Origin of the sequence: Sulfuritalea hydrogenivorans sk43H (genome assembly GCF_000828635.1) — a bacterium.
Taxonomy (GTDB): domain Bacteria; phylum Pseudomonadota; class Gammaproteobacteria; order Burkholderiales; family Rhodocyclaceae; genus Sulfuritalea; species Sulfuritalea hydrogenivorans.
The window spans coordinates 1,862,347-1,887,259 of sequence record NZ_AP012547.1 but is presented as its reverse complement, the minus strand read 5'-3'; the positions used below and the strand labels follow the sequence as shown (position 1 = coordinate 1,887,259).

At 62.7% G+C, this 24,913-nt stretch carries 23 protein-coding genes; 18 read left to right on the top strand and 5 right to left on the bottom strand.

Annotated features, from left to right (window positions below; translation table 11 throughout):
- Positions 1 to 99: 99 nt before the first annotated feature.
- From SUTH_RS09170 to SUTH_RS09160, 3 genes are read right to left on the bottom strand one after another with little or no spacing between them, the layout of a single operon-like run.
- Complete coding sequence (locus SUTH_RS09170) at positions 100 to 1,179, bottom strand: patatin-like phospholipase family protein (protein ID WP_197539670.1); 1,080 nt, start codon at positions 1,177 to 1,179, stop codon at positions 100 to 102.
- Positions 1,176 to 3,431: a ThiF family adenylyltransferase gene (locus SUTH_RS09165; RefSeq protein WP_041098743.1), complete on the bottom strand. Its 2,256-nt coding sequence runs from the start codon at positions 3,429 to 3,431 to the stop codon at positions 1,176 to 1,178. The genes SUTH_RS09170 and SUTH_RS09165 overlap by 4 nt, the downstream gene beginning before the upstream one ends.
- Positions 3,431 to 4,612, bottom strand: coding sequence for a ComEC/Rec2 family competence protein (locus tag SUTH_RS09160; RefSeq protein ID WP_041098741.1), 1,182 nt, complete (start codon positions 4,610 to 4,612; stop codon positions 3,431 to 3,433). The genes SUTH_RS09165 and SUTH_RS09160 overlap by 1 nt, the downstream gene beginning before the upstream one ends.
- A gap of 204 nt (positions 4,613 to 4,816) precedes the next feature.
- Between SUTH_RS09160 and SUTH_RS09155 the strand changes: the two genes are divergently transcribed.
- The 12 genes from SUTH_RS09155 to SUTH_RS18400 all read left to right on the top strand — a co-directional run bounded on the left by SUTH_RS09155 (position 4,817) and on the right by SUTH_RS18400 (position 19,858).
- The gene (locus SUTH_RS09155; protein ID WP_148312892.1) at positions 4,817 to 5,065 is read left to right on the top strand and encodes a hypothetical protein; all 249 of its coding nucleotides are present in this window, start codon (positions 4,817 to 4,819) and stop codon (positions 5,063 to 5,065) included.
- A gap of 20 nt (positions 5,066 to 5,085) precedes the next feature.
- Positions 5,086 to 6,099 carry a site-specific integrase gene (locus tag SUTH_RS09150; RefSeq protein ID WP_052473475.1) on the top strand — a complete coding sequence of 338 codons (1,014 nt, stop codon included), beginning with the start codon at positions 5,086 to 5,088 and terminating at the stop codon, positions 6,097 to 6,099.
- Between the two features lie 2 nt (positions 6,100 to 6,101).
- On the top strand, positions 6,102 to 6,635 hold the full coding sequence (locus SUTH_RS09145) for an HNH endonuclease (RefSeq protein ID WP_231851120.1): 534 nt from the start codon (positions 6,102 to 6,104) through the stop codon (positions 6,633 to 6,635).
- 519 nt (positions 6,636 to 7,154) lie between these two features.
- Complete coding sequence (locus SUTH_RS09140; protein ID WP_041098735.1) at positions 7,155 to 7,760, top strand: response regulator; 606 nt, start codon at positions 7,155 to 7,157, stop codon at positions 7,758 to 7,760.
- A 9-nt stretch (positions 7,761 to 7,769) separates the two neighbouring features.
- Positions 7,770 to 8,708 carry a hypothetical protein gene (locus tag SUTH_RS09135; RefSeq protein WP_041098733.1) on the top strand — a complete coding sequence of 313 codons (939 nt, stop codon included), beginning with the start codon at positions 7,770 to 7,772 and terminating at the stop codon, positions 8,706 to 8,708.
- Positions 8,705 to 9,082, top strand: a complete 378-nt coding sequence (locus SUTH_RS09130; RefSeq protein WP_041098731.1) for a response regulator — start codon at positions 8,705 to 8,707, stop codon at positions 9,080 to 9,082. Before SUTH_RS09135 ends, SUTH_RS09130 begins: the two co-directional genes overlap by 4 nt.
- Complete coding sequence (locus SUTH_RS09125; RefSeq protein ID WP_041098729.1) at positions 9,082 to 11,265, top strand: putative bifunctional diguanylate cyclase/phosphodiesterase; 2,184 nt, start codon at positions 9,082 to 9,084, stop codon at positions 11,263 to 11,265. Before SUTH_RS09130 ends, SUTH_RS09125 begins: the two co-directional genes overlap by 1 nt.
- Positions 11,262 to 11,678, top strand: a complete 417-nt coding sequence (locus SUTH_RS09120; protein ID WP_231851119.1) for a response regulator transcription factor — start codon at positions 11,262 to 11,264, stop codon at positions 11,676 to 11,678. Before SUTH_RS09125 ends, SUTH_RS09120 begins: the two co-directional genes overlap by 4 nt.
- 10 nt (positions 11,679 to 11,688) lie before the next feature.
- Positions 11,689 to 14,346 (top strand): ATP-binding protein, encoded by a 2,658-nt coding sequence (locus SUTH_RS18410; RefSeq protein ID WP_171817342.1) that lies wholly within the window; start codon positions 11,689 to 11,691, stop codon positions 14,344 to 14,346.
- Positions 14,343 to 17,096, top strand: coding sequence for a CHASE domain-containing protein (locus SUTH_RS18405; RefSeq protein ID WP_052473473.1), 2,754 nt, complete (start codon positions 14,343 to 14,345; stop codon positions 17,094 to 17,096). The genes SUTH_RS18410 and SUTH_RS18405 overlap by 4 nt, the downstream gene beginning before the upstream one ends.
- A complete protein-coding gene (locus SUTH_RS09105) occupies positions 17,093 to 17,941 on the top strand; it encodes a phosphate/phosphite/phosphonate ABC transporter substrate-binding protein (RefSeq protein WP_052473472.1) in 849 nt (282 codons plus the stop codon). The genes SUTH_RS18405 and SUTH_RS09105 overlap by 4 nt, the downstream gene beginning before the upstream one ends.
- A 36-nt stretch (positions 17,942 to 17,977) precedes the next feature.
- Entirely contained in the window at positions 17,978 to 19,858 is a 1,881-nt protein-coding gene (locus SUTH_RS18400) for a sensor histidine kinase (protein ID WP_052473471.1), read from the top strand.
- Positions 19,859 to 19,874: 16 nt separating this feature from the next.
- On the opposite strand, the gene SUTH_RS19400 is transcribed toward SUTH_RS18400, so the two are convergent.
- Both SUTH_RS19400 and SUTH_RS09095 read right to left on the bottom strand, forming a co-directional pair.
- Complete coding sequence (locus SUTH_RS19400; RefSeq protein ID WP_148312891.1) at positions 19,875 to 20,204, bottom strand: hypothetical protein; 330 nt, start codon at positions 20,202 to 20,204, stop codon at positions 19,875 to 19,877.
- Positions 20,205 to 20,598: 394 nt separating this feature from the next.
- Positions 20,599 to 21,273: a response regulator transcription factor gene (locus SUTH_RS09095; protein ID WP_171817341.1), complete on the bottom strand. Its 675-nt coding sequence runs from the start codon at positions 21,271 to 21,273 to the stop codon at positions 20,599 to 20,601.
- A 167-nt stretch (positions 21,274 to 21,440) separates the two neighbouring features.
- Between SUTH_RS09095 and SUTH_RS09090 the strand changes: the two genes are divergently transcribed.
- The 6 genes from SUTH_RS09090 to SUTH_RS09065 all read left to right on the top strand — a co-directional run bounded on the left by SUTH_RS09090 (position 21,441) and on the right by SUTH_RS09065 (position 24,879).
- Positions 21,441 to 21,866: a hypothetical protein gene (locus SUTH_RS09090; RefSeq protein WP_148312889.1), complete on the top strand. Its 426-nt coding sequence runs from the start codon at positions 21,441 to 21,443 to the stop codon at positions 21,864 to 21,866.
- A gap of 8 nt (positions 21,867 to 21,874) precedes the next feature.
- Positions 21,875 to 23,029: a PAS domain-containing sensor histidine kinase gene (locus SUTH_RS09085; protein WP_148312888.1), complete on the top strand. Its 1,155-nt coding sequence runs from the start codon at positions 21,875 to 21,877 to the stop codon at positions 23,027 to 23,029.
- A complete protein-coding gene (locus SUTH_RS09080; RefSeq protein WP_041098721.1) occupies positions 23,026 to 23,391 on the top strand; it encodes a response regulator transcription factor in 366 nt (121 codons plus the stop codon). Before SUTH_RS09085 ends, SUTH_RS09080 begins: the two co-directional genes overlap by 4 nt.
- Before the next feature lie 47 nt (positions 23,392 to 23,438).
- Positions 23,439 to 23,855: a hypothetical protein gene (locus SUTH_RS09075; protein WP_148312887.1), complete on the top strand. Its 417-nt coding sequence runs from the start codon at positions 23,439 to 23,441 to the stop codon at positions 23,853 to 23,855.
- 156 nt (positions 23,856 to 24,011) lie between these two features.
- Entirely contained in the window at positions 24,012 to 24,230 is a 219-nt protein-coding gene (locus SUTH_RS09070; RefSeq protein ID WP_052473470.1) for a helix-turn-helix domain-containing protein, read from the top strand.
- Positions 24,231 to 24,420: 190 nt separating this feature from the next.
- Positions 24,421 to 24,879: a sensor histidine kinase gene (locus SUTH_RS09065; RefSeq protein ID WP_084207314.1), complete on the top strand. Its 459-nt coding sequence runs from the start codon at positions 24,421 to 24,423 to the stop codon at positions 24,877 to 24,879.
- Positions 24,880 to 24,913: the final 34 nt, after the last annotated feature.

The following is a 24,913-nucleotide window of genomic DNA, read 5'->3' as shown; positions in this document are numbered from 1 at the left end:
AAAATGTGAGATGTGATAATGATAGATTATCGAGTGTTAGCGGTCAAATCGTGCGATCTGATCGGGTTGTGCCGATACGATCCGGCTACCCCGCGCTTTTCAATCCCGGTGAAATCCGAGTGAGTCCGCCGCCAAAGATTGGGAAGCGACCGCTTGACCGTGTCCAGCGATGCAGTCAAATTGCGCCCCCGTTACACGGCGTAACGTAGTCGGGAAGCCGGCCGGTTCGGCTCCCTCGATGCGGTGCGCTGCCTCTGCCGGCATCCCGATATAGACATAGGCGCCCTTGTCGGAATTCTGTCCGATATAGCTCATGAAGCCACGTACTCGCAGGGCGCGCGACTGATCAGACGTGATGTCGGCTACCCTTTTCAGTCGCCAGGGATTGATCGAAAAACGTGGAAACCCAGACCTTAAGGGCGCGCCGGCATCCGACACCAGAATGAAATCGACCTCAGGCTTGGGAACGCCGCGTCCGGCATCGAAAAAGGGTTCCAGTCCCAAGTTGTCATAGATACCGCCGTCGTACAGGTGCAGGCGTCGGTAACCGACTTCGACGTTGACGGCGCTATCCACTGGGGCGCCCCATGCCGGTCGCTTCTTCCACTGAAAGCGGGCGGCCTCGAACGATAACGGACCAAATCCTCCCGGAAACGCAGCTGATACAGCAAGGGCGTCGGCCAAGGGGAAATCGCCGGGTGCCGAATAGCCGAGCATGTAGTCACCGAGGGAATCGCGCTTGAACCGAAACCGCTTCCCGGTCTCCGCAGTGGTCCCGTTGATCGACCATTCCGGCGCTTCGGGCAAACGAGACAGTTTTGCCGTTACGCCCCACTCATGCCGCAAGGCCTTGGCCAGCAGGTTTGAGCGAGAAAGGAAGTATCGCCAATTTCCTGGGTGCACAAGCTGTCTTGCGGCGCCCCATTGCAGGCTCTTCGCGCACAACTGCTCGCGCAGCGCTGGATAGACTTGGGAAAGGAACTGGTCGGAGCGTGGCCAGACGTAGTCGCACTCCTTGAACACGAGTCCCAGCAGGAGACTGCCACCGGAGACGGTGGAAACGCGAGAAATCGTTTCGAGCGCTCCATTTTCGGCAAGATGTCGGAGCACGCCAAGGTGGAAGATCATGGCACGGATGCCGCCCCCGGACAGCGCCAAGGCAACCTGCCTGTCGTTCACTTCACGAATCCTTGCATAGCGCATAGCTCGTCGTCGCCAACAATAAGCATGACCGCCGGCAGACCCTCCAAGGCGAGACCGAGCGTCAGGTAAGCCAACTGAAATTTGTCGTCACCACTGGGATGCGCGCCGTAGCCCCGGGGATGGCTGTGCCACTCGCCGATATAGCCGACGACTTCCGCGGTACGGCGGCGAGCTTCGACCACCGCGTCGGCCACGCCTGCCAGGCCCCGTTCAAAAGACCCAGGGCTCGCCTCGCTGTCCGTCGGCGCCGGCAGTACGTCGACGACAACGACGGCTTTGACGTTGAAGTCGTGATAACCCAGCAGGATGCCGCCCGTTTCGTCGGGGAGTTGCATCTTGCGCAGCGACTTCATCTTGTCGTAGACGCCGACGTCGAGGAACAAATCCAACTCGCCAAAACTTAACTGCAGTTCATCGACAGCTTCAATCCTGTGCGCCGAGACCGCACCCGACTCCGCATCGCAAGACCACACGCGAATCGCCGCTTCGGGCAACTCCGAAAGGCGAGGAACTTGCTCGGCGAAAACGGCCGCATGGCGAACAATGTCGGAATACGGCATGACCATCGATATATCGCGGCAACTGGCACCGCTCCAGAAGGTGCCGCGATTCCCGTCAAGGTGATCGGTTCCCCAGTCGGAAGTCAGTATGGCTCGATAGTATTGCGCCTCGAGCGTCCGTAGTCTTTTCTTGCGAGCAGCGTCTTCGAGCAGCAATACGCCGCCTCTGGCACTCGGTGTGACGAAGACCGAGGCATGCCGGCCAACGTCGTCTCGCGTGCTGCTCAAACGCGGGTAGTCCAATGTCGTCGATGCATCCAAGACCAGTTTCGAGGCGCGCAGCGCCTCAACCACCTTGGCATCCTTCAAATCGCAGGCATCCGCAGTGACGGCGGTCGCTTTCGTTGCATTCTGCATGACGTACCGGATGTGCTGGACGGCCGCCTCCGCCTTGGACACCCCGATCAAAAACGCGTCGGCTTGATGACGGACCAGGTTATGCGGCTTGATATGGTCGTTGTCGATAATTGACCATTCTCCCCAGCCGGCTCTCGTCCACATGTCCAGCAGCGCACTTCCCAGCGCTCCGGCACCAATCATGGCTCCCGCCGGTCCCTCGGAAGCCAGCCCAGATTGGGCTCTGGCGGCCGGGCGATCGAGGCATTTAAGCACCTCCATCGGGAGAATGATCTGGCTGCGCCATTCCGTTTTCTCCTGCGGCTGAATGAAGGTCGCTTTCGCCTCCTTGTAGTATTTGCCGTCGTGGGCAGCGTAAATCGTCCCCATCGCGGCACCCAGCTTCAGCATGCCGGTGTTCAGGAAATAGGCCCGATGGGCGATCTTCGACGGTGGCTGGCCTTCAGTTCTGACGATCGGGACGCGCATCAGGAGTACGGTAGCCGGTTCGTCCTGGCTGACCGCAATTCCCGCGCCGACGCGCGTTTCGATCTCGCTCGTCAGCTCACCCAACAAGTGGACACCTCGTGCAGACAGCGCGTCAGTCAATTGTCCGAGCGTCCCGAAGTCCGTCTCCACGCGTCCGTGGACCACCGCAGGTAGCGTTAAGCTGACCAGGGAGGCTGTGCGCTCTGCCTTACGCTCCGCGCTGCCCTCCAGGAAAAAGGTGTCTCCTTTCCCCGGCCGCTTGGGCCCGCGTACCACCCAGAACTTGGCCTTGTTGTCCGACAGGAGCAACTCGAAATTCCACGGCAGAACCAGCTCGTACGGCGAAACGAAAAAAAGCTGTTCCACTGGCTGATCGGCGGCGTGGAGGGTTCCGCGGGCCGACCCCTCGAGCCAAACCTGAATGCGCTTGAGCATGGAAGCTGCTGTCCAGGTTCTGGCCACGGACCGCGGCGGTTCCTGATACAGGCACAGGCTCCGAGGCCTATCCGGCAGTACCGAATTTTGATGCATCAGCAACGGGAATCCCACTCTGAGCGCCAGGACTTCGACCAGATTTGATGCGTCTTCAGGTACGCACAGCGCCAGACGCTCAGTGAAACCGATGCCCGGCGCATTGGACGGCGGGACGCCGTCGCAGGAAAGGTCGACGACGATAATCTCGCCTAGCGATGCCTCGGGAGTGGCCCTCCCCAGAAATACGCCCACGAGATCAGCGTCACGATGCTGCTTAACGGCATCGTGAAGCGCCTTGGCGCGCGGCTGGGTCAGATCCGTGCCGGAAATTTCCTTCGCATCGCTGAGGGCATGAAACTGAGGTTCCATTACCCCGCCCTAATCGGGCGACTTTCCAATCCGGCTCGCGGCGGTTTCGACCCAAGTACCGCGGGCGCGCCCGAGATCGCCTTGATCCACGCCACGCCACCAACACTCACTTCAAACATCAGCGGCTCCGGCTTGGAGGCGTTCGGCTCCTCCATAGTCACGACTACACGGCGGCCCTGCACCTTCTTCCGGTACGTTTCGTATGCGTTCTTGGCCTGAATATGGGGCGGTTGATCCGCCTCGTACATGTCCTTGCTATCGGGAATCGGATCGGAGGAGCTGACCAGGTAGGCGTCTTTCTTGCCGTGGAGCAGCAGTTCTTTGACCAGAGGTTTGGGCTCGGTCTCCTGTTTCCCCTTTTCGTCGCTCAATGCCAAGTAGCTGCAATGATGGGGGATGTTGAGGAGATTCCATTTGAGCCGGTCCTCATTCTTATGGGTCTTGGTGATGGAGACGATATCCTCGAGAACTTCCCAGGTGCTGTCGCCGATCTGCAGGAAGTCGAAATCGGCTCCGTCGGCGCGCAGGCGGACATTGAAGATCAAGGCCGCCTCGTTGCGCAGGTCGTCGCCTTGGTCGCAGTGCTTAATGAAGGGGGAATGACAGAAGAACTCGGCGCCATCGACGGCGAGAGAGAAACCGTCGACCAGCGTTCCGGCATCGACGAAAAGATGATCCCGGGCGGTTTCAGACTCTCCGCGATCCTTCAGTGCCTGGCGCAACCATTCGTCCATCAGGCGCTTGGGCTTGGAGAAGACCTTGATTCCTTTTCCCTCCAGTACGCGGTAGCGTGCTTCACGGCGCAGAATGGCAAATTCGCTGCTCAGCTTGTCCCGTTCAACTTCCTCGATCAGCAAGGCGGCTGGAACCCAAAGTTCCTGCATCTTGATTCGGCCATCCCCTTGGTACTTTGCGGCGTGGCGCAGTTCCAAGAAATCGGTGGATCCGGCGATATGATCGGTGTCGGCGTGCGTGAACGCTACGACGTCGAGATCATCGCGATCAGCAGCCTTCAACTCGTCTTTCAGCTGCTTCTTCAGGTCGATTCTTGGATCGTCATCATTTTCAGCGACTCGCCGATGGCAATAGTCAAACAGGATTCGCCGGCCGCCGGCCAGAATGATTTGGCACGTGTCTCCGTTACCGACAGGGTAGAAGACGATCTTGTGTGTTTGCGCCATCGGGACGACCCTTTCACAAGGAGATAACCGAAGATAAGGAAATTGCTAGCACTCTAATACGCTGAGTGCTAACGCAGGATGTCACAAAACCATGCACCGTTCAAGTGAATTCAATACTCTGATTAGACGGGATTTTCGCCGCTATTTCCGGTATGGTGATTGGATCGCCCGACGCAGGCCGTTTGTGGAACCAGGAGTGGTCTTATGACTGACGCACTATTGCCAGTGGTCACCCGTTTTCGGGCATACCAACTCGGAACTGCCGGTTCATCATTTTCTTACTTCGCCGGAAACCATTTCACGCTCATCGAAGCTCAGATCACCGAGAAAAGCCTTCCGCATTTGCAGGCCGAGTTGAAAGCCTGCGGCAAGAAGACAATCGATACGCTGCACGTCACGAGCTGGGATACGATTAAAAATATCCAGCACTCCAGATTCAAGAAGTTCAATTGATTGCGTCTGATCGCCGATCCATGAGCCAGGTTGATACCTACCTCAAAGCTGCCGAAAGGGACACGACCCGTCGCAGCTATGCCTCGGCATTGCGCCATTTTGAAGTCGAATGGAAGGGGTTCTTGCCGGCAACGCAGGAAGCGGTCGCTCGATATTTGGCCGACTACGCAGCATCCCTTTCCATGAATACCCTTCAGCATCGTCTGGCGGCCTTGTCCCACTGGCATACGGCTCACGGATTTCCGGACCCGACCAAGTCGTCAATGGTGCGGCAGGTTATGAGGGGCATCCGAACCCTGCATCCAGCTCAGGAAAAGCGGGCAAAGCCCCTGCAACTCGACGTCCTGCAACGGATCGATTCGTGGCTTCAAACGGCGGCCGAGACTGGGCAGGCGCAAGGCGACCGTGCAGCAATCCTACGTCATACCCGCGATCGTGCTCTCGTATTGCTTGGCTTCTGGCGTGGCTTTCGCTCCGACGAGCTGGTGCGCCTGCGTATCGAACACATTGACGTCGCCCACGGCGAAGGCCTGACCTGCTTTGTTCCCCGGAGCAAAGGGGATCGCAACGCAGAAGGACGAACCTTCCGTTGCCCAGCGCTCTCCCGCATGTGTCCGGTGTCGGCATACGAATCCTGGCTGACCACCTCCGGCCTTACTGATGGGCCAGTGTTCCGGGCGATCGACCGCTGGGGCACGATCGCGTCAGGAGGATTGGCGGCGGCGAGCATCATCCCGTTGCTGAGACGTCTTTTCGCGGCAGTGGGCGTCACCGACGTCGAGGACTACAGCAGCCATTCACTACGCCGGGGCTTTGCCGGCTGGGCGAATGCAAGCGGCTGGGATATCAAAGAACTGATGGAATACGTGGGCTGGCGCGACATCAAGTCGGCCATCCGATACCTCGATGTGAGCCCAGAGGGACTTAAGGAACGGTTTGAGCGTGGGTTGCCCCGTGTGCCCGAGGGCGCCCGCGAGGAACCGGCCACCTCCGGCAAACCGCAGTCCAAGGTTATTCGCTTCCCGACCAAATGACCGTGGGGGCCGACGATTCTCTGGCTCAGATGCTTGCCGACGAGGCGGCGAAGGCACGGAAGCTCGAAATCATTTTCGGGCCCTGGTGGCGTCACTACGCCGTTCCGTACGAATTCCCCGCGACGCTTTATGTCGAGCGGTCGACATGCCCGTACTGCGGTGGTCCGTTGGGCATTCACGCGCTCTCATCACTGGATGCGCTGGCGGAAGACCAGTCCGCGCATCTGGACCACATGGATCCGCTCTCACGCGGCGGCGAAGATTCCATTCGGAACGCCGCGTATGTATGCAGCGGCTGCAACCTCACCAAGGGAAGGCGGCTATTCGTCGATTGGCTGGGAAAGCTCAACCCTCCAAATCGGGAGGGCGCGCGGCAACTCTGCGAGGACAAGCACGGCCACGCGCCTGAGAAATTTCAGCCGGGCGCAAAGCAGCCTCGGCTCACATTGCCGCGCTGCGAACTCTCGTTTGATGAGGCCGTCCTGCGTAAATTGTTTCCAAGACCGATCGTGTCTGGACCGCCAATGCGAGAATAAGTGGGCCTATGCAGGGACTCTGCTGTCGGCCAATAGTCGCCACTGGCGAACGGCCGTTCTAACTCTCGGCCCAATGCCCATGTTGTGCCCAAGAACTAAACCGCTCGCGCGGTAAGTCGTATCGAAGGGTTGGAGCCTATCCGAGAAATTGTGGTGTGCCCACAGGTAAGGTAAATGTCAACCATATCTACTGGGCAGCCTCAAGGCGAAGGTTGACCACCAGCCAATCGCGACATCACCCCAAGCGCAATTGATCATGCGGCGTCATTCCATGCGGAAAGGAACACGTCGGCGCATCGTCGGACCTACCGGTGGGCGCCGGATAGAAACATCATGTTATTAAGAGATTCTTTCATTACTGCGCGGAGCGGACACATGTGACCCGAGAGTACCTATTGACCACTTGCATCATTCATCGAATCGTCAAAACACGCAAAATATATATCTAATGACAAAATATGATACTATATGGTACCATATGAATACAATAAGTGATCGATCGGTAACGGATATAGCTTCATGAGCCAGACCACCACCATTTATTGCACCACTCGCGAGGCGGCTGAAATGCTGGGTGTGTCCTTGCGCACCGCGCAACTTTGGACTGAAAGTGGTTTGCTGGAAGCGTGGAAGACCGAGGGCGGTCACCGCCGCATCAGCAGGGCCTCGGTGCAACGGTTGCTCGCGGGCGAGCGAGTTCCCCGTTCCGTCCCCGTCGCCGGGGAGCGTCGTATTGCGCGCATGAAAATCCTGGTGGTCGAGGACGATGTCGTTTTGCTGAAACTCTACAAGACCGTTATCGCCAACTGGGGGCTGCCGCTCGACGTGAGCGTCGCCGGCAATGGAGTCGAAGGCCTGATCCTCGTCGGGCGCGACACCCCCGATCTGATGATTACCGACCTCGCGATGCCGGGCATGGACGGCTTCGAGCTGATCCGCAGCCTGGCGACGTCATCGTTCCGCGAGGGCATGGAGATCGTCGTCGTCACCGGCCTCGACGCCGCGGACGTCGAGGCGCGCGGTGGCTTGCCCGACGGCGTCCGCCTGTTTCCCAAACCCGTGCCCTTCACCGAACTGCGCGCCATTGTCGCCGGCATGCTCGAGCGCCGCGCCTCGTATCTGTAAGGAGTCGATGTGTTTGCTCCCAAAGCCCCGCCAGCCGTCGCCAAAGTAAAAGTCGGCGCCGCCAAGACGGCGCCCGCAACCCCGCCGGCGGTACCCAGGTCGGCCGAAACCGGCATCGACAACTTTCTTCTTCTCATGCGGCGGGAACTGGCGGAGCCGCTGGGCAAGATCACCGAGCTTGCCCAGCGCATCGAGAGTTTGCGCGTGGCGGGCTACGTACCCGCCACGCTCGCGGGCGAGCAGGCTTTCGCCGAACTCGCGGAGGTTTCGCGTCGCGGCGCCGACACGGCCAGCCGCCTGATTGATCTGGGCGAACTCCTTGCCGGCCCGCCGATTCTCGCCGACGAGTACATGATGCTGGCCGAGCGCCTGCAACGCGCGGCGGCCGAACTGGTCGAGACGGCGCAAACGCGCGGCGTCGGCCTGCGTCTTGACGACAGCAAGCAAAACCTGGCGGCCGTGTATGGCAGTCGGCACTGGCTCGACCTCGCGCTGAGGCGTCTGCTCGGCCTGCTGATAGCGGACGCTCCGGTCGGCGCGCATCTGCTGCTGCGGGTGCGGCAGATCGGTTTCCATCAACTCGTCACCGCCGACATCAATCACAACCAGCCGGCGCCGGCCACGCTCGACCTGTTGCGCGGCGCGCGCGCCGGGGTGAAGGCCGAACTGGCCGCCGCCGGTCGCGTCGGCGAGCTTGATCTGGGCTTGGCGCGCGCGGTGGTCGAGCTGCATGGCGGCACGCTCAAAACCGACATCACCGAAAAAGGCGAATTGCATCAATTCACGCTCACCCTGCCGACCGGCCAGCCGCAGGCGCTAAGCCAGCGGCCGGATTGCGCCAACTGCCCATCCCTGCACCAGGCCGAACAATTCGCCCGGGACATCGGCGAGCTGCTCAACGCAATGCAAACCCAACAGCAACAAATCTCCACCAGGAGCCGCAAATGAATAAAGTATTGATCGTCGACGACCAGGACACCATTCGCAAGATGCTGCGCCTGACACTGACCGGCCGTTACGAATTGTTCGAAGCGGCGGAAGCCTCGGAAGCGTGGGAAATCGTCCGCCGCATTCGCCCGCAGGCGATCATTCTGGACATCATGATGCCCGGCGAAATGGACGGCTATCAGTTCTGCGAAAAGCTCAAGGCCGACCGCGAACTGCGCCGCATCCACGTCGTCATGGTCACCGCGCGCGGCCAGGAAGCCGACCGGCAGAAAGGCATCGCGTCCGGCGCCGACGCTTATTTCGTCAAACCCTTCAGCCCGCTGGCGCTGGCGCGTCACCTGGAGGACGCCCTGCCGGCGAACGGTGATTCGTGATGGACGGCGAATTCGTCACTGGCGACGTGGTCGATCCGCACGGCTGGCAGCTCGATCGCTATGCCGAGGATTTCGGTACCCTGTTCGCCGAATACCACGACATCAAGGAACAATTCGACCGCGCCCTGAAGGAAAGTCCGCGCGCCGGCGAGATCCAGCGCGGCCTGGCGACGATGCTGTCCGGCATGGCCGATGTCGGCGTCGTCGTCACCGACGGCAATGGCACGATACTTGAAGCAAGTCCGGCCACCACCGAGATGCTCGGACATGAGCCGCGCCTCGTTCATGGTTGCCCGCTCGCCCTCCTTATCGCGGAAGCCGACCGCAAGACGATCGCCGATCTGGTGCTGACCCTGGGCCGGGAAGCGACGGACGTGCGGGTCACAAGCATCGTCGGCAAGGCGCTGTCCGGTCGCGTATTGCGGGTGCCCGATCCGGAACAGGGCTACCGCATCACCTGGCTGCTGCGCATGGCCGAGGCGGCGGCGGGCGACATCGGGCAGCGGGGGGCGCTGTTCTCGCAACTCTACGCGCGGTCGACCAACGGCATCCTGGTCACCGATGCGTGGGGCACGATACTTTCCGCCAACCCGGCGTTCACCAAAATCACCGGCTATACCGAAGCGGAAGTGCTCGGCAAAACCCCGCGGCTGCTTTCATCCGGCCGCCACGATCGCGAGTTCTTTGACCGGATGTGGCAATCCCTGGCCGAAAACGGCGAGTGGCAGGGCGAAATCTGGAACCGGCGCAAGAACGGCGAAATCTACCTGGAATGGTTGCACATCATCGCCACGAGCGTCGACCGGAGCGGCCCGGTGGACTACATCGCGATGTTCTACGATGTCGGCCACTTTCACGCCGACAGGGATCGCATCTACGAACTGGCCAACCACGATTCGCTCACCGGCCTGCCGAACCGGGCGCTGTGCAAGGATCGCCTGCAGCAGGTCATCGCCCAGGCGCGCCGGGTCGGCGGCAGCGTCGGCCTGTTGTTCATCGATCTCGATCGATTCAAGGAGATCAACGACACGCTGGGCCACGCCGTCGGCGACCAGGTGCTGATGGATTTCTCGTGGCGGCTGGTGCATGCCGTGCGCGACACCGATACCGCCGCGCGGCTTGGCGGCGACGAATTCGTCGTCATCGCGCCGGGCCTCGCCAATGAGGACGACATCCGCGTCGTCGCCCAGAAAATCATCGACTCGCTGGCCGTGCCCTTCGTCATAGACGGGCGCGATCTGTACGTCGGCGCCAGCGTCGGCGTCGCCGTCTATCCCACCCACGGCGACAGCGCCGACGAACTGCTGCGGCAGGCCGACACCGCCATGTACGCCGCCAAGGGCGGCGGCGGCAACGCCTGCCATTTCTTCGACGACACCTTGGAACGCCGCCGCGCACAGCGCATGGACATCGAAGCGGGCTTGCGCCGCGCGCTGGCCCAGGGACAACTCCGCCTCGTCTACCAGCCGCAGGTCGCCGCGGGCGACGGACGTCTGGTGGGCGTCGAGGCCCTGCTGCGCTGGGACCGGCCCGGCCACGGCGTCGTGCCCCCGGACCAGTTCATTCCGCTCGCCGAGGCCACCGGCCTGATCCTGCCGATCGGCGAATGGGTCTTGCGCGCCGCCTGCCTGCAACTCGCGGCCTGGCGCGACGCCGGGTTGCCGCCGCTGCGCATGGCGGTCAACGTCGCGGCCCGGCAGCTCAACGATGTCGATTTCGTGAGCCGCGTGGTGGCCGTTCTCGAAGAAACGGAAACGCCTCCCGGCAATCTCGAGCTCGAAATCACCGAAAGCCAGCTGATGGAAAAGATGCATACCGGGCTGGACAATCTGAAGCGGCTTCGCGAACTGGGCGTCGCGGTCGCCGTCGACGATTTCGGCACCGGCTATTCGAGCCTGGGCCGGGTCCAGAGCCTGCCGATCGACCGCATCAAGATCGACAAATCCTTCGTTGCCGATCTCAATGTAAGCGGCGATTCCTACGCCATCGCCCACGCCATCGTCGCCATGGCGCTCGCCCTACGCCTCGAAGTCATCGCCGAGGGCGTCGAGCACGCGGAGCAGGCGCACCTGCTGGCCGGCATCCAGTGCCACGAATTCCAGGGCTATCTGTACGGCGAGCCGCAGCCGCCCGAAGCCATCGCGGCCATGTTGCAACAACTGCAAAAGGGACAAGCATCATGAGGAACAACACCACGATGAAGGAAAAGCTGCTGATCGTCGACGACCAGGCAGACTTGCGCAAGGTGCTGCGCATCGCGCTCGGTTACGGCAAATACCGCATTTTCGAGGCGGGCGACGGCGAGACGGCGCTGGCGCTGGCTCGCGCCGAAAAGCCGGATGTGATTCTGCTCGACGTGATGATGCCCGGCAATCTCGACGGCATGGCCGTCTGCCGCGCCATCAAGGCCGATCCGGAACTGGCCGGCTGTTTCGTGATCATGCTCACCGCGCGCGGCCAGGCCAGCGACTATGCCGCCGGCGATGCCGCCGGCGCCGACGCCTACATGGTCAAGCCCTTCAGCCCGGCCATTCTGGTCGAGGTGGTCGAGATGCGCACCAAGCTTCCCAAGCCGGTGCGCGGCTACGGCTACTGACGCGGTCGTCATGTCCTGCTCTCCGTCAGAGCGTTTGCGCGCCCAGCTGAAGCGCTGTCTGGCGGTCGGCTGCGGGGCGCTGTTGCTGGCGGGGGCGAAGAGCGAGGCGGCGACGCCGATCCTGATGGTGCACTCCTACTCGCAGGAATACGCCTGGACGCACGGGCAGCACGACGGCTTTGTCGCGGCGCTGAAGACAGACCCGGGCGTGACCCCCGCGCTCAGCACCGAATACCTCGATACCAAGCGCCGCGCCTACGATGGCGCTTACGCCAAGGCGATGGCCGACCATCTGCGCATCAAGTACGCCGGTTACCGGCCGGCGGCGATCTACGTCAGCGACGATGACGCGTTGCTGTTTGCCCGCGACTATCTACAGCATCTGTTTCCCGCCGCCCCGATCTTCTTTTCGGGGGTCAACGATTACGCGGTCGGACAGAGTCTGGACCGGAGCCGGTTCACCGGCGTCTTCGAGAAAAAGGAAGTCGCGCCCAACCTCGACTGGCTGCTGCGTCTCGATCCTGGGCTGCGCACGCTGGTTTTTGTGGGCGATGGCAGCAACACCCATGCCGCCGTCGAACGGGAAATCCGCAAGGATCTGGCCGGCTACCCGCGCGTGCAGGCCCGCTTCGTCGGCGAACGACGCCTGGACCGGATGCTGGAGCGGCTGCGCGGCGAGCCGTCGCAAACCCTGTTCCTCACCACCCTGGGAGGAATGACCGATGCCGGGGGCGAGGTTCTGCCGCTGGCCGACACCCTGCGCGCCCTGAGCCAGGGCGGGCGGCGAGTGGTCAGCATGGAGGACGCCTACGTTCGCGACGGCGTGCTCGGCGGCTTCGTCACCCACGGGGCGCGGCAGGGAGCCGGCGCGGCGCGCCTGGTGCTCGACTATCTGAAAGGCAAGCCGCTGGCGGAAATTCCGCCCGTGCTGAAAAGTCCCAACGCCTACCTGTTCGACGACGCGGTGCTGGAGGCGCAAAAGCTTACCCTGCCCGGGGACATCGCCAAACAAGCCACCTTGCTCAATCCGCGCGCGGCCTTTTTCGATGCGCATCGCACCCTGATCGTCGGCGGGCTCTACGGGCTGTCCGCCGCGCTCGTCCTGGCGATTCTTGCCGCGTTGTACATCGTGCTGCGGAAAAACCGCGAGTTGACGCGGGCGAATGTCGCCGCCGAGAAATCCAGCCGACTGCTGAACGAGGCGGTAAGCAGCATCGAGCAGGGCTTCACCATCTACGACGAGCACGACCGGCTGGTGATCTGCAACGAGGCTTACCGCGATTTTTATGCGGCCAGCGCGGACCTGATCGTGCCCGGCAACCGCTTCGAGGACATCGTGCGCAGGGGAGCCGAACGCGGCCAATACACGGACGCGGTCGGCCGCATCGACGAATGGGTGGCGTCGCGCGTCGCCCAGCACCAGGCCGCCGACGGCAAGGTCGTCGAGCAGCGGCTCGGCGACGGTCGCTGGCTGCTGATCGTCGAGCATCGCACGCCGAGCGGCTTCATCGCCGGCAACCGCATCGACATCACCGCGCTGAAGCGCGCCACCGCGCTCATCGAGGATCGCAATGCGCAACTGGACGCGATATTTCAGTTGAGTCCCGACGGCCTGGTGTCGTTCGACCGGGCTGGGAACGTGGAAAACGTCAACGCGGCGTTCGTTGGCACGACGGGCATGTCGGCGGCGGAAATCGTCGGACGGTCGATGGAGGAACTGGAGCGCCGGCTGCGCGAACTGGCCGAAGCCCCGGAACAGTGGTCCGGCCTCGAAGCCTGCTTTCTCCAGCCAAAAGTCGGCGCCGGCGGGACGGCGGCAACCGCCGCCAGGCCGCGCCACCAGCTGGTCTTGCGCCAGCCGCGCGCCGCCGCGCTCGATCTGCTCGGCATCACCGGTACCGCCACCGCCGTCGGTCGGCTGCTCTACATGCACAACGTCACCCGCGAGATGGAAGTCGACCGCCTGAAGAGCGAGTTCCTCTCCCATGCCGCCCACGAATTGCGCACGCCGATGGCGAGCATCTTCGGCTTTACCGAACTGCTGATAAACCAGGAATTCGACGAGGCCACCCGCCGTGACCTGCTCGTCACCATCCACAAACAGACGCAGTGGCTGGTCGACATCATCAATGAACTGCTCGACCTGGCGCGCATCGAGGCGCGGCGCGGCAAGGATTTCCGGATCGAGGCGGTGCCGATCGCGCCGCTGGTCGGCGACACGGTGGCGGCGATGAACATCGACTCCTCGCGCTGGCCGCTGACCGTCGAGTGCGACTCCGGCCCGCCGTCGGTGTGGGCGGACGAGGCCAAGCTGCGCCAGGCGTTGACCAACGTGCTGGGCAACGCGGTCAAGTATTCCCCCGAGGGCGGCGCGATCGAAATTCGCTGCGCCGCGCACGATCGGGAAGGCAAACACCACATCGGTATCGCCGTCACCGACCACGGCGTCGGCATGCGGCCGGATCAGGTTGCGCGCGTCGGCGAGCGGTTTTACCGCGCCGACACCTCGGGCAGGATTCCCGGCACCGGCCTCGGCATGGCCATCGTCAAGGAGATCGTCGAGCTTCACGGCGGCGGATTCAAGATAGACAGCGCGGTCGGCGCCGGCACCACGGTCTTTCTCTGGCTGCCCGCGGAGCCCCGTGCCGCGGAAAGGAATGCGGCATGACGGCCGACTCGCAGATCCACCCGGAAACGCGGGCAAGAACGCACGGGCGCATTGGACGCATTGCGCTCGCCGCGCTGGCCTACCTCGTGCTCGGCCTGGCCGGGCTTGCGCTGGCGATTCCTCCCGGCTACGCCAGCCCGATTTTTCCGGCGGCGGGTTTTGCCGTCGCCTTCATGCTCTGGTCGGGGCGGCGCGCCTGGCCCGGCATCGCGCTTGGATCGTTGTTGCTCAATCTGGGCGCCGGCGACCTGGGCGAGGCCGCGCGCACCGCGACCGTATTCTCCGCGCTGGGAATCGCCGCCGGTTCGACGGCACAGGCGCTTTTCGCTTCATGGCTCGTCGAGCGCGTCACCGGACAAGGTTGGCGGGCGATGGAATCGACGGGCGGCATCGTGCGCATCCTGGCGCTTGCCGGGCCGCTGGCCTGCCTGGTTTCAGCCAGTTTCGGCGTCGGCGCCCTGTACTTCAATGGACTGGTTCCGGCGGGCAACGTCTCGTTCACCTGGTGGAACTGGTGGGCCGGCGATACGCTGGGGGTGCTGGTCGCCCTGCCGCTGAGTCTGGCCTGGCTGTTGCGCGCGCAACCGATCTGGCGTGGGCGGCTGAGCGCGCTCTGGCCGGCGATGTTGATGGCATTGACGGTGATTGCCGTCGGCTACGTCGTCGTCGCAAAATGGGAGACGGCACGCCGCGATGAGTTCGTCTTCCGCCATGGCGAAGACCTGGCGAGGCGGCTCGACCAGCGCTTCATCGCCCACCAGGAAGCGCTGGCCGCCTTGAAGCGCCTGATCGAGGTGTCGCCGGACATGAGCTACGCGCATTTCGAGCATTTCACGCGCATCACCCTGGGCGAAAACCCGGACATCTTCGCCCTGAGTTTCAATCCGCGCGTGCGCCGGGAGGACCGCGCCGCGTTCGAGCGCCGCATGGCGCGCGCGACACCGAAGGCGGATTTCGAGATCACGGAGCGCGACGCGGAGCGGCGCCTGATCCGCGCCGGAGATCGCCCCGAGCATGTCGTCGTCGGCTATATCGCGCCCTTGCAGGGAAACCTGCCGGCCCTCGGTTACGACATCAATTCCGATCCGATCCGCCAGGACGCGATCCGGCGCGCGCGGGAATCGCGCCGTTCCAGCATCACGGCGACCGTTCAGCTGGTTCAGGAAAGCCGCAAGCGCGTCGGCGCATTGCTGCTTCATCCCGCGTATCGCGCCGCGCCGGGCGACACTGCCGCCGCCGCGACCGATGCCAGCCTGATTGGCTTCGCCGTGGGCGTGATCAAGGTCGACGAGATGGTGGAGATCGCCACCCGGTCCGCGCGGGTGCACGGTCTTGCCTTTCGCATCGACGATGTGACGGGAGGGGCGCGCGGCATGGTGTTTCAGTCGGAAGGCGCGGCGCCGGGGAAACCCGCGGCGACACCCATGAAGTTTCCCATGACGATCGCCGATCGCGTCTGGGAACTTGCCGTGTATCCCACCGCGGCCTACCAGTCGGCGAATCGGTCGTGGGTGGCCTGGGCCACGGGCATCGTCGGGTTGTCACTGGCGGCGCTGTTGCAGGTGCTGCTGCTGACCGTTACCGCCCATGCCGCGGTCGCCCGGCTCAAGGTGAGGCAGCAAGGCGAGGAACTGGAGACACAAGGCGCCGAGTTGAAGGATCGGAACGCGCAGATCAATGCGCTGTTCGAGTTGAGCCCCGACGGCTTTATCGCGATCGCGGCGGACGGCACGATTCGCTTTGCCAACCCCGCGTTCCACGGCCTGACCGGCGTCGCGGCGGCGGAATGCCTCGGCCGGTCGGTGGGCGATCTGGATCAACGCCTGCGCCGGAGCGCGGAGCAGCCCGAGCGCTATCGTTCGCTGGGCGCGCTGTTTGCCGGCGACAGGGTGGTATCCGCCACTCAAAAACTGGCGTTGGTCCGGCCGCGCGAGGTCGTGTTGCAGATAGTCGGCGTTCGCGGCACGGCGGCAAGCGTCGATCGTTTCATCTATTTCCGGGATATCACCCACGAGACGGAAGTCGAACACCTGAAGAGCGAGTTCCTCGCCCACGCCGCGCACGAATTGCGCACGCCGATGGCCAGTATCTTCGGCTTTTCCGAACTGCTGATGACGCAGGAATTCGACGACGCGACGCGCCGGGATCTGCTCGCCACCATCCACAAGCAGACGCAATGGCTGGTCGACATCATCAACGAACTGCTGGACTTGTCCCGCATCGAGGCGCGGCGCGGCAAGGATTTCAGGATCGAGGCGGTGTCGCTCGCGTCGCTGGCCGACGAGGCGGTCGCGGCCATGAACATCGACCCGACGCGCTGGCCGCTGAGCGTCGATCCCGGCGAAAAGTCGCCTCTCGTGCTGGCGGATTCCGGTAAGCTGCGCCAGGTGCTGTCCAATGTGCTGAGCAACGCCGTGAAGTATTCGCCCGCCGGCGGCGCGATCGAAATTCACTTCGCCACGCGCGACGGCAATGGCAAGGTCTTCGTCGGCGTTTCCGTCACCGACCACGGCATCGGCATGACGCCGGATCAGGTCAGCCATGTGTGCGAGCGCTTCTATCGCGCCGATGCCTCCGGCAAGATTCCCGGTTCCGGCCTGGGCATGGCGATCGTCAAGGAACTTGTCGAACTTCTCGGCGGACGGGTCGACATCGTCAGCGCACCCGGCGTCGGCACCGCCGTCACGGCCTGGCTGCCAGCGGCCGACGGGACGGACGAGCCAACCCACATTTCAGGAGCAGCCCAATGAATGTGTTGCGCAACGCCGCCGTTCGCTTCCTCGTTCTCTGTGTCGTCGCCGGTGCCGCCATCGCGGCCGAACCGGGCAAGGCATCCTACTCGCTGGCCGTGGTTCCGCAGTTTCGCGCCGAGGAGATTCACCGCGACTGGAGTCCGGTGCTGGCGCGCCTGCGCGTGGCGACCGGGGCCTCGTTCAGCTTGCGCATCGCCGCCGACATTCCAAAATTCGAGGAGTCGGTGCTGGCCGGCGAGCCCGATTTCGCCTATATGAATCCCTACCATCAGGTCATGGCCCGGCGCGCGCAGGGCTACATTCCGCTGTTGCGCGACAGCACGCCGCTGAAGGGCATGCTGATGGTGCGCACCGACGATCCGATAAAGTCGGCCCGGGAACTGGACGGCAAGGAGGTGGCATTCCCGGCGCCGAATGCCTTCGGCGCTTCGCTCTGGATACGCGCCCTGCTGGCCGAGCGCGAGAAGATCCGCATCGTCCCGGTCTATGTGAAAACCCACGCCAACGCCTTCCGTCATGTCGCCACCGGCAAGGCGGCCGCGGCCGGCGGCATCGCCGCGACGCTGGCCGAGGAACCGGAGGAGTTGCGGGCGGCCCTCCGGGTGCTGCTGGAGACCCCCGACGTCGCGCCGCATCCGCTCTCCGCGCATCCGCGCGTGCCGGAAGCCATCCGTCGCGTCGTGGTCGAGACTTTGCTTGCAATGACGCGGGACGCGGGCGGCCAGTCACTGCTCAAGGATATCCAGTTGCCCAGCCCTGTCCGCGCCGACCATGCCCGCGACTACCAGCCCCTGGAAAAATACGGGTTGGAAAAATACGTGGTGCGCAGCGCCAAACCGTAACGCGCCATGCCCCGCAGCTGGCTTCCGCGACGCCTGATGCCGCAGCTCGCGCTGCTGACGGCCGGCGCGCTGCTGATCTCGATCGGCCTGCATGCGGCCTACATGCTGCGGCAACAGAGGGAAGTTTCACGCCTTGCGATCGAACGCCAGGCCGGCGCGCTGGTGAGCACCCTGGCGGTGGCGAGCGCCAATCCGATCGTAACCGGCAGCCTCGATGCCCTCGACGACTTGCTGGTGCGCAGTGCCGATTTCCCCGGCATTCTCGAACTGCGCATCGCCGATGCCGACGGTCGGATCCTGAGCCACGTTACGCGCGCCGACGGCCGTGTGCGGCGGGTGTTCGATCCACCCGCGACGCGCCTGGCGCCGCCGGCCATGCCCGGCCCGATGCTGGCCGCCGAACGGGATCGCATGGTGGCCTGGCATCCGGTCAAGGCCGGCGCCCTGCTGGGCTGGGTGCGCGCCGACGTCAGCAACACCGCGCTCGACGAAATCGGCAAGCGCATCACGATGACCACCGTCGTTGCCACCCTCCTGGCCGTGGTCGGCAGCAGCCTGCTGTTGCTGCTTTTCCTGCGCCGTCCGATGCGCGCCCTGGAGGACGCCCGTCGCTTCGCCGTCGATCTTCATCAATCCGAAGGCCGCTTGCTGCCCGCGCTGGTCGCGCCTGCGGAAATCGAGGACGTGACCGCCGCGCTCAACTACGCGTCGGCCAAGCTGCATGAACAACGGCAACAACTTGCGCGCACCATGGAATGGTTGCAGGCCGAAGAACGGATCACCCGCGAGCGCACGGAACAGGTCGACACGATCTTTGCCCTGAGTCCCGACGGTCTGGTGTCCTTCGACGGCAAGGGCCGGGTGAAACTGGTCAACCCGGCTTTCCTGCGCATGACCGGGCTGCGCGCCACGGAGATCGTCGGGCGGCCGCCGGCCGAACTCGAACGACTGCTGCGGGAACTGGCGGAAAACCCGGAACAGTGGCCGGGGCTGGGCGTCTGTTTCGCCGGACAAGAAGCAAAAGTCGGCGCCGGCGAGACGGCGGCCGGGGAGGGACCGAGCCACCCGCTGATGTTGCGCCGGCCGCGCGGCGCCGTGCTTGATCTGGTCGGCGTCAACAGCACCGCGGCTGCCGTGAGCCGCCTGCTTTATGTGCGCGATGTCACCCGCGAAATGGAAGTCGACCGCCTGAAAAGCGAGTTCCTCGCCCACGCCGCGCACGAACTGCGCACGCCGATGGCCAGCATCTACGGCTTTACCGAACTGCTGATGAGCCAGGAGTTCGACGACGCGACGCGCCGGGACCTGCTCGCCACCATCCACAGGCAAACCGAGTGGCTGATCGAGATCATCAACGAACTGCTCGACCTGGCGCGCATCGAGGCGCGGCGCGGCAAGGATTTCCGGATCGAAGCGGTACCGCTTGCGCCGCTGGTCGGCGACACGGTGGCGGCGATGAACATCGACCCGGCACGCTGGCCGCTGGTCGCGCACATCCCGGACGGCCTGCCGGCGGCGCGGGCGGACGCGGCCAAGCTGCGCCAGGTGCTGACCAATGTGCTGAGCAACGCGGTGAAGTATTCGCCGGCCGGCGGCGCCATCGATCTGCGCTGCGGCACGCGCGAAATCGAGGGCAAGACCTTCGTCGAGATTGCCGTGGCCGACCACGGCATCGGCATGACGCCGGAGCAGGCCGCCCGCGTCGGCGAGCGCTTCTACCGCGCCGACAGTTCCGGCAATATTCCCGGCGCCGGCCTGGGCGTGACCATTGTCAAGGAGATCGTCGAATTGCACGGCGGGGGCTTCAGCTTGCGGAGCACCCTCGGGGCCGGTACCACCGTCACCCTCTGGCTGCCGGCGGACGTTCAACCCCATGCGCCGGAGGGCGCGGTGCCGGGAAACGGCAATAACCTGTGACGGCGGCAAAGGAATTTCAGCGTTGCAGCGACTTTGATCTTGTGCGTTCGGCGGCATTGCCATTACGCAGGCAGCACCCCTGCATCGACGCGCATCGGACCCGCATTTCAGTCGCATTGGAACATCCGTGCCAGTCTCGACGGCATAAAATCCATTCCAGACGATACAACTGGCGTAGCGCGATGTCGTTCAATGGGTCCGTGCGACTTTCGCCGCCAATCTTGACCAGCATTTCCTTCAACTTATCGACCACAAAAGCGATCTGCTCGGTGGAGGAATCATCCGGACAAACAAAGGATTCGACCTGAGCGATTGGCCGCAACCGTGGCGAAATTGGATTTGTCATGACTAACCCTCCTCCGTTGAAGAGAACTCAATCCATTATGTCCAGCATGACGTTTTTGCGCTGGAAAAGCAATTTGAGCAGACAACATAAAATGGACAGGGTTGTGGCGCAAGCAAGATATGTCCATTCCTGAACGGACCGCCCACGCCTGCCGCGCAGCCTTCATCGCAAGCGCCGTGCCGCCAGGGCGATCAGGGCCAGTTTCGCCGTGTTGCTGGCACCGAGTTTCTTGAACGGTGCTTACGGATGGTGGCCGGGCCGATTTCCTCGATGCTGAAGCCTTCGGCGAGCAGCGTGAGCAGCGACGTGGGGTATCCAATCCCTTCCCATTCTTATCATCACTCTGGCAGCAAGGCCGAGCTTTTCACAATCCGCGAATAGCCAGAATTATTCATCACGTCAAATCCAGTCGATACCCGACTCCCCGGACGGGGACGATGGATTTTCTTCCGCAGCCGATTTTCTCCAGCTTTCCGCGCAGATTGCAAATATGCACTTCCAGCACCCGGCTCTCGGAATCCCATTCCCGGCCATAGAGGTGTTTGCATATGGCGTCGCGCGACTGTGTCAGGTTCGTCGCTCGCGCCAGCATGGACAAAATCTGCGATTCCTTTTCCGTCAGCCTGACGCGGCGCCCTTCGGCATTGGTCAGATATTCCTTGCCGATTTCGAAGATGGCCCCGTTGAATTCAATTCGCTGTCGTGTCGCCGCCGGCTTTTTCCTTCCCCGCGCCAGGGCGTTTTCTATGCGAGCCTTCAGAACCTTTGATTGACATGGCTTGGTGATGTAGTCGTCGGCACCCAGCGTCAGCCCCGTGACGATCATTTCTTCCGACGAATGCCCGGACAGAAAAATCAGGGGAACGCCGGATGTGGAACGAATCCGCAGCGCGATCGACAAGCCGTCTTCCTCCGGAAGACCGATATCCAGCAGGACGACATCGACTTCGCTGGCGTCTACCGAACGTTGCAACTCCTCCCCGTTGCGGGCCATCACCAGGTCGTAGTCATGTATGAGGAGGTGGCGAAGAAATTTGCGGAAATCCGCATCATCTTCGAGGATCGCCACCCGATACTTGTCAATTGTCATTTTGGCGCCCCGCGGGAATGTTGGGTTTGAGACTTTCCACGGGCATTTTACATGTGCGTTTCCCGGCTTCACATATTCAGCTGCTCGCGACTTGTCGAGAGGCCTTAATGGTTCTTAATACATGCAGGCTTCCTAGCTTGCTAATATTGATCGGCAGGATTTTTGGCGGCCCATGGCTGGTACAACGCCACCGTGAGTGTTCGGTGGTTCGAGGTTTGCACCGGAATGACAATGCGCTGCCGGGAAAGACAATCGCCGGCCTTGAAACGAGGAGAAACCAAATCGCCCTGAACCTGATCGTCATCCTTGCGGCTACCGCGGTCTGCGTCGCGGTCGACTGTGCGCATGACGCACAGGGTTCCGGAAATTCCGGCGCGCGCGACATCGCGGCGGCCACGGCGGGCGGCTTGCGGCACGTCGAAGCGACCGATGCCGGAAATATCGCGCTACCTGGTCATGATGGCGTTGGGACCATCGCTCCGGGGTCGTCAGCCAGGTTCTCCGGGGCGAAGTTCCGGAACGCGGCAACGCGGGCGATTGTTCGTGACGGCAAGGTGTATTTCGTCAAATGAACCCGCACATGAAGGCGCTGTTCGAGAGCCTGCAGGAAGCGCTGCTCATCGTATCCGCAACCGGCGAAACTCTTTACGCCAACCCGGTGGCGCGGGAGATTCTTCAAATATCCGCCGGCGCGAACTATTCCAGCGAGTGGCTTCAAGGCCAGCTCAGGGCGATACGCCAGGGCTACCTGAAGCCGCCGCTGACCTTCGAGGTTGATCTGCCGCGCCGATCCGAGCATGCCGATCGGATGCAGGTCACGCTCCTGCAAAGCCCGGCGGGAAGCAATTTCATTCTGGTCATGAAGAACATCACCGCCGAGCGGTTGTACCAGAACGCGGTCGGCAACCTGGCGGAGATGCTGGACAGCGAGTTTGGCGCGCCGGTGAAGCGGTTTCTTGCGTCCGTTACCGACACGCTGGCGCAGTTCGAGATTCGCGCGGAGGGGAGCGAGGGACATTGGGCGCTGCAAAACGCCGTCGCCGCGATGTCGCGCGAGGGCGCCTCGCTGGAACGGTCGCTGCAGAAGGCTAGTTTGCTGGCGGCCACCCACAGGTGGTTTCCGATGCGTGACGATCAGCGGGTTCTCGTGACATCGCTGGTCGACGATGCGCTGCTTGCATCGCAACCGCTGCTGGTCGAGCGCGGGATACAAGTCAGGTTTTGTGGCCTCGATGACAGTCTGCCGGTGATTTACGGAAGCAAAATGTTCCTGACCCAGGCGCTGGTCGCGTATCTGGCTCACCTTGTCGAACGAATCGATCGCGGCGTGAATATCCTGATTTCCGCCAAGGCAAACGGGAATGTCGTGTTGCTGACTATTACCAATTACGGAGACCTTCTCCCGGAAAAAAGCAGCAGCGCGCTGTTGCCGCTTTCCGGCGTGGCCCGCTTGAAATCCGTCAAGGCGGTGGAGCTTCCCCTGGCGCTCTGCAAGCGGGTGGTTGAACTGAACGGGGGGAATCTTCGCTTTGGCCGGGAAAACGGCAAAGTCAGCTCGATCACTTTCGAGTTGCCGGTGGGGGCGCCGGCAAAGGCGTTCGGGGAGTCCTGCGAAGAATGCCCGATTTCCGCCCAGGCCATGCAGTATGCCCGCGATCTTGCCGAAATAATGGCGGACAGCAAGGAAGGACGCCCTCAGCTCAGGAAAGCGGTTCCCTTGAGAAAGGCCTCATGAGTCACAAGATTCTCGTCGTGGACGACCATCCGGAAATCAGGCGCATGATACGTCTCAGCTTGGGAGACGACTTTGAAGTCCTCGAAGCCGAGGATGGCCAGACGGCTCTGGGCATCATCCGCCACAAGTTGCCCCGCATAGTGCTGCTCGATGTGAAGATGCCGGGCTTGATGACCGGTTTCGAGGTGCTTGAAACCATCAAGAGCACCCACGCCATGCGCGACGTCATTGTCATCATGGTGACGGCGTATGGCCAGGCAAGGGATTACGACAAAGGGATGGATCTTGGGGCGGATGCCTATTTCGTCAAGCCATTCAGCCCCTTGCAGCTGGCAGCCGCCATCCGGGAGCTCGTCAATTGACTCGTTGTGGTTCTTCCGCCGTCGCCTGCCTCGCGCTCGGTGTTGCAATGGCGTTGGGCGGTTGCGCTTCGGGCCAATTGCCGGGCGGCGCGGCAGGCCCCGAGTTGAAAACGGCGGCGGAACCTTCCAAACAACTGCCGATTACGGATATCCCGATACCCGCCGGCGCCAGGCTCGACGCCGAGCAGTCGCTGGTCATGGGCAGCCAGGATCGCTGGCTCGGGCGCGTCGTGATCCGGGTGGACATGCCCCCGACGGAGGTCTTCAACCACTTTGCCAAGGACATGGCGAAGTTTGGCTGGATCCGCACCCTGACCATCCATTCGCGGGTCAGCAACATGACGTTCACGCGCGCCGACCGGGTGGCGCTGGTTCAGATCGAGCCCGCGTCATTCGGCGGCGGAGTGACGGTGTGGATTACCGTCGCGCTCGTCGCGCAGGCCGCCCGGAACGGGCAGGTGTAGGCAATGTTCCATGACCGACCCGGTAATCCGAGGCGCATGTACCGGCCCCGCATTTCCTCGCCGGTTTTTCGGCGCTTGCGAGTTCCACGATGATTCTTTCGAATGCTTTGGTATTCCCCCCCCCCCTGTCAATTTAACCTCTAGAGGAGATACACGATGGCCCGCAAAAAGAAACTGGACTTCAGCGGAATTGCCGACGTCCGCAAGAAAGAAAGCATCAATCAAAGCGAGTTCTGGACACGATACGGCGTCACCCAATCGGGTGGTTCTCGCTACGAGGCGGGTCGGAATATTCCGAAGCCTTTGTCCATCCTGCTCTGGCTTCATCAGTCAGGGAAGGTGGCGGACAAGGATCTGGCGGATGCGTTGAAGTAAGGATCAAGGATCGCCGATCCGGGCGCGCGTTGATGACCTTGAATGGCTGGCCGACATCGTCAACGAACTGCCCGACCTCGCGCGCATCGAGGCGCGCCGCGACGTGGATTTCAGGATCGAGGCGGTGCCGCTTGTGTCACTCGTCACCGAGATGGTCGCGGCGATAAACATCGACCCGGTACGCTGACCGCTGGTCGCGCACGTCCCGGATGGCCTGCTGGCGGCACGGGCGGATGCGGCAAAGCTGCGTCAGGTGCTGGCCAATGTGCTGAGCAACGCGGTGAAGCATTCGCCGGCTGGCGGCGCCATCGATCTGTGCTGCGGCGCGAGGGAAATGGATGGCAAGACCTTTGTCGAAATCGCCGTGGCCGATCATGGCATCGGCATGCAGCCGGATCAGATCGCCCGCGTCAGCGAGCGCTTCTACCGAGCCGACACATCCGGCAACATTCCTGGCACCGGCCTGGGAATGACCATCGTTAAGGAGATCGTCGAGCTTCACGGCGGCGGCTTTACAGTAGACAGCACCATTGGCGCCGGGACCACGGTCGTGCTCTGGATTCCGGCAGTTGACATCACGCTGATGGCAGGCATCCCACAACCCTTAACAAACCGAGACACGGAAGGGGCTGCGGCCACAAGCCAGTAAACAGCCATAACCAGCAACAAACGTAGCTACTGGT

Coding starts and splice junctions, on each gene's coding strand:
- SUTH_RS09140 (WP_041098735.1), top strand. CDS start 7,155: ATGAGCCAGACCACCACCATTTATTGCACCACTCGCGAGGCGGCTGAA.
- SUTH_RS18410 (WP_171817342.1), top strand. CDS start 11,689: ATGTCCTGCTCTCCGTCAGAGCGTTTGCGCGCCCAGCTGAAGCGCTGT.
- SUTH_RS09150 (WP_052473475.1), top strand. CDS start 5,086: ATGAGCCAGGTTGATACCTACCTCAAAGCTGCCGAAAGGGACACGACC.
- SUTH_RS09155 (WP_148312892.1), top strand. CDS start 4,817: ATGACTGACGCACTATTGCCAGTGGTCACCCGTTTTCGGGCATACCAA.
- SUTH_RS09125 (WP_041098729.1), top strand. CDS start 9,082: ATGGACGGCGAATTCGTCACTGGCGACGTGGTCGATCCGCACGGCTGG.
- SUTH_RS09070 (WP_052473470.1), top strand. CDS start 24,012: ATGGCCCGCAAAAAGAAACTGGACTTCAGCGGAATTGCCGACGTCCGC.
- SUTH_RS09085 (WP_148312888.1), top strand. CDS start 21,875: ATGAAGGCGCTGTTCGAGAGCCTGCAGGAAGCGCTGCTCATCGTATCC.
- SUTH_RS18400 (WP_052473471.1), top strand. CDS start 17,978: ATGCCGCAGCTCGCGCTGCTGACGGCCGGCGCGCTGCTGATCTCGATC.
- SUTH_RS18405 (WP_052473473.1), top strand. CDS start 14,343: ATGACGGCCGACTCGCAGATCCACCCGGAAACGCGGGCAAGAACGCAC.
- SUTH_RS09160 (WP_041098741.1), bottom strand. CDS start 4,612: ATGGCGCAAACACACAAGATCGTCTTCTACCCTGTCGGTAACGGAGAC.
- SUTH_RS09120 (WP_231851119.1), top strand. CDS start 11,262: ATGAGGAACAACACCACGATGAAGGAAAAGCTGCTGATCGTCGACGAC.
- SUTH_RS19400 (WP_148312891.1), bottom strand. CDS start 20,204: ATGACAAATCCAATTTCGCCACGGTTGCGGCCAATCGCTCAGGTCGAA.
- SUTH_RS09165 (WP_041098743.1), bottom strand. CDS start 3,431: ATGGAACCTCAGTTTCATGCCCTCAGCGATGCGAAGGAAATTTCCGGC.
- SUTH_RS09080 (WP_041098721.1), top strand. CDS start 23,026: ATGAGTCACAAGATTCTCGTCGTGGACGACCATCCGGAAATCAGGCGC.
- SUTH_RS09075 (WP_148312887.1), top strand. CDS start 23,439: ATGGCGTTGGGCGGTTGCGCTTCGGGCCAATTGCCGGGCGGCGCGGCA.
- SUTH_RS09130 (WP_041098731.1), top strand. CDS start 8,705: ATGAATAAAGTATTGATCGTCGACGACCAGGACACCATTCGCAAGATG.
- SUTH_RS09105 (WP_052473472.1), top strand. CDS start 17,093: ATGAATGTGTTGCGCAACGCCGCCGTTCGCTTCCTCGTTCTCTGTGTC.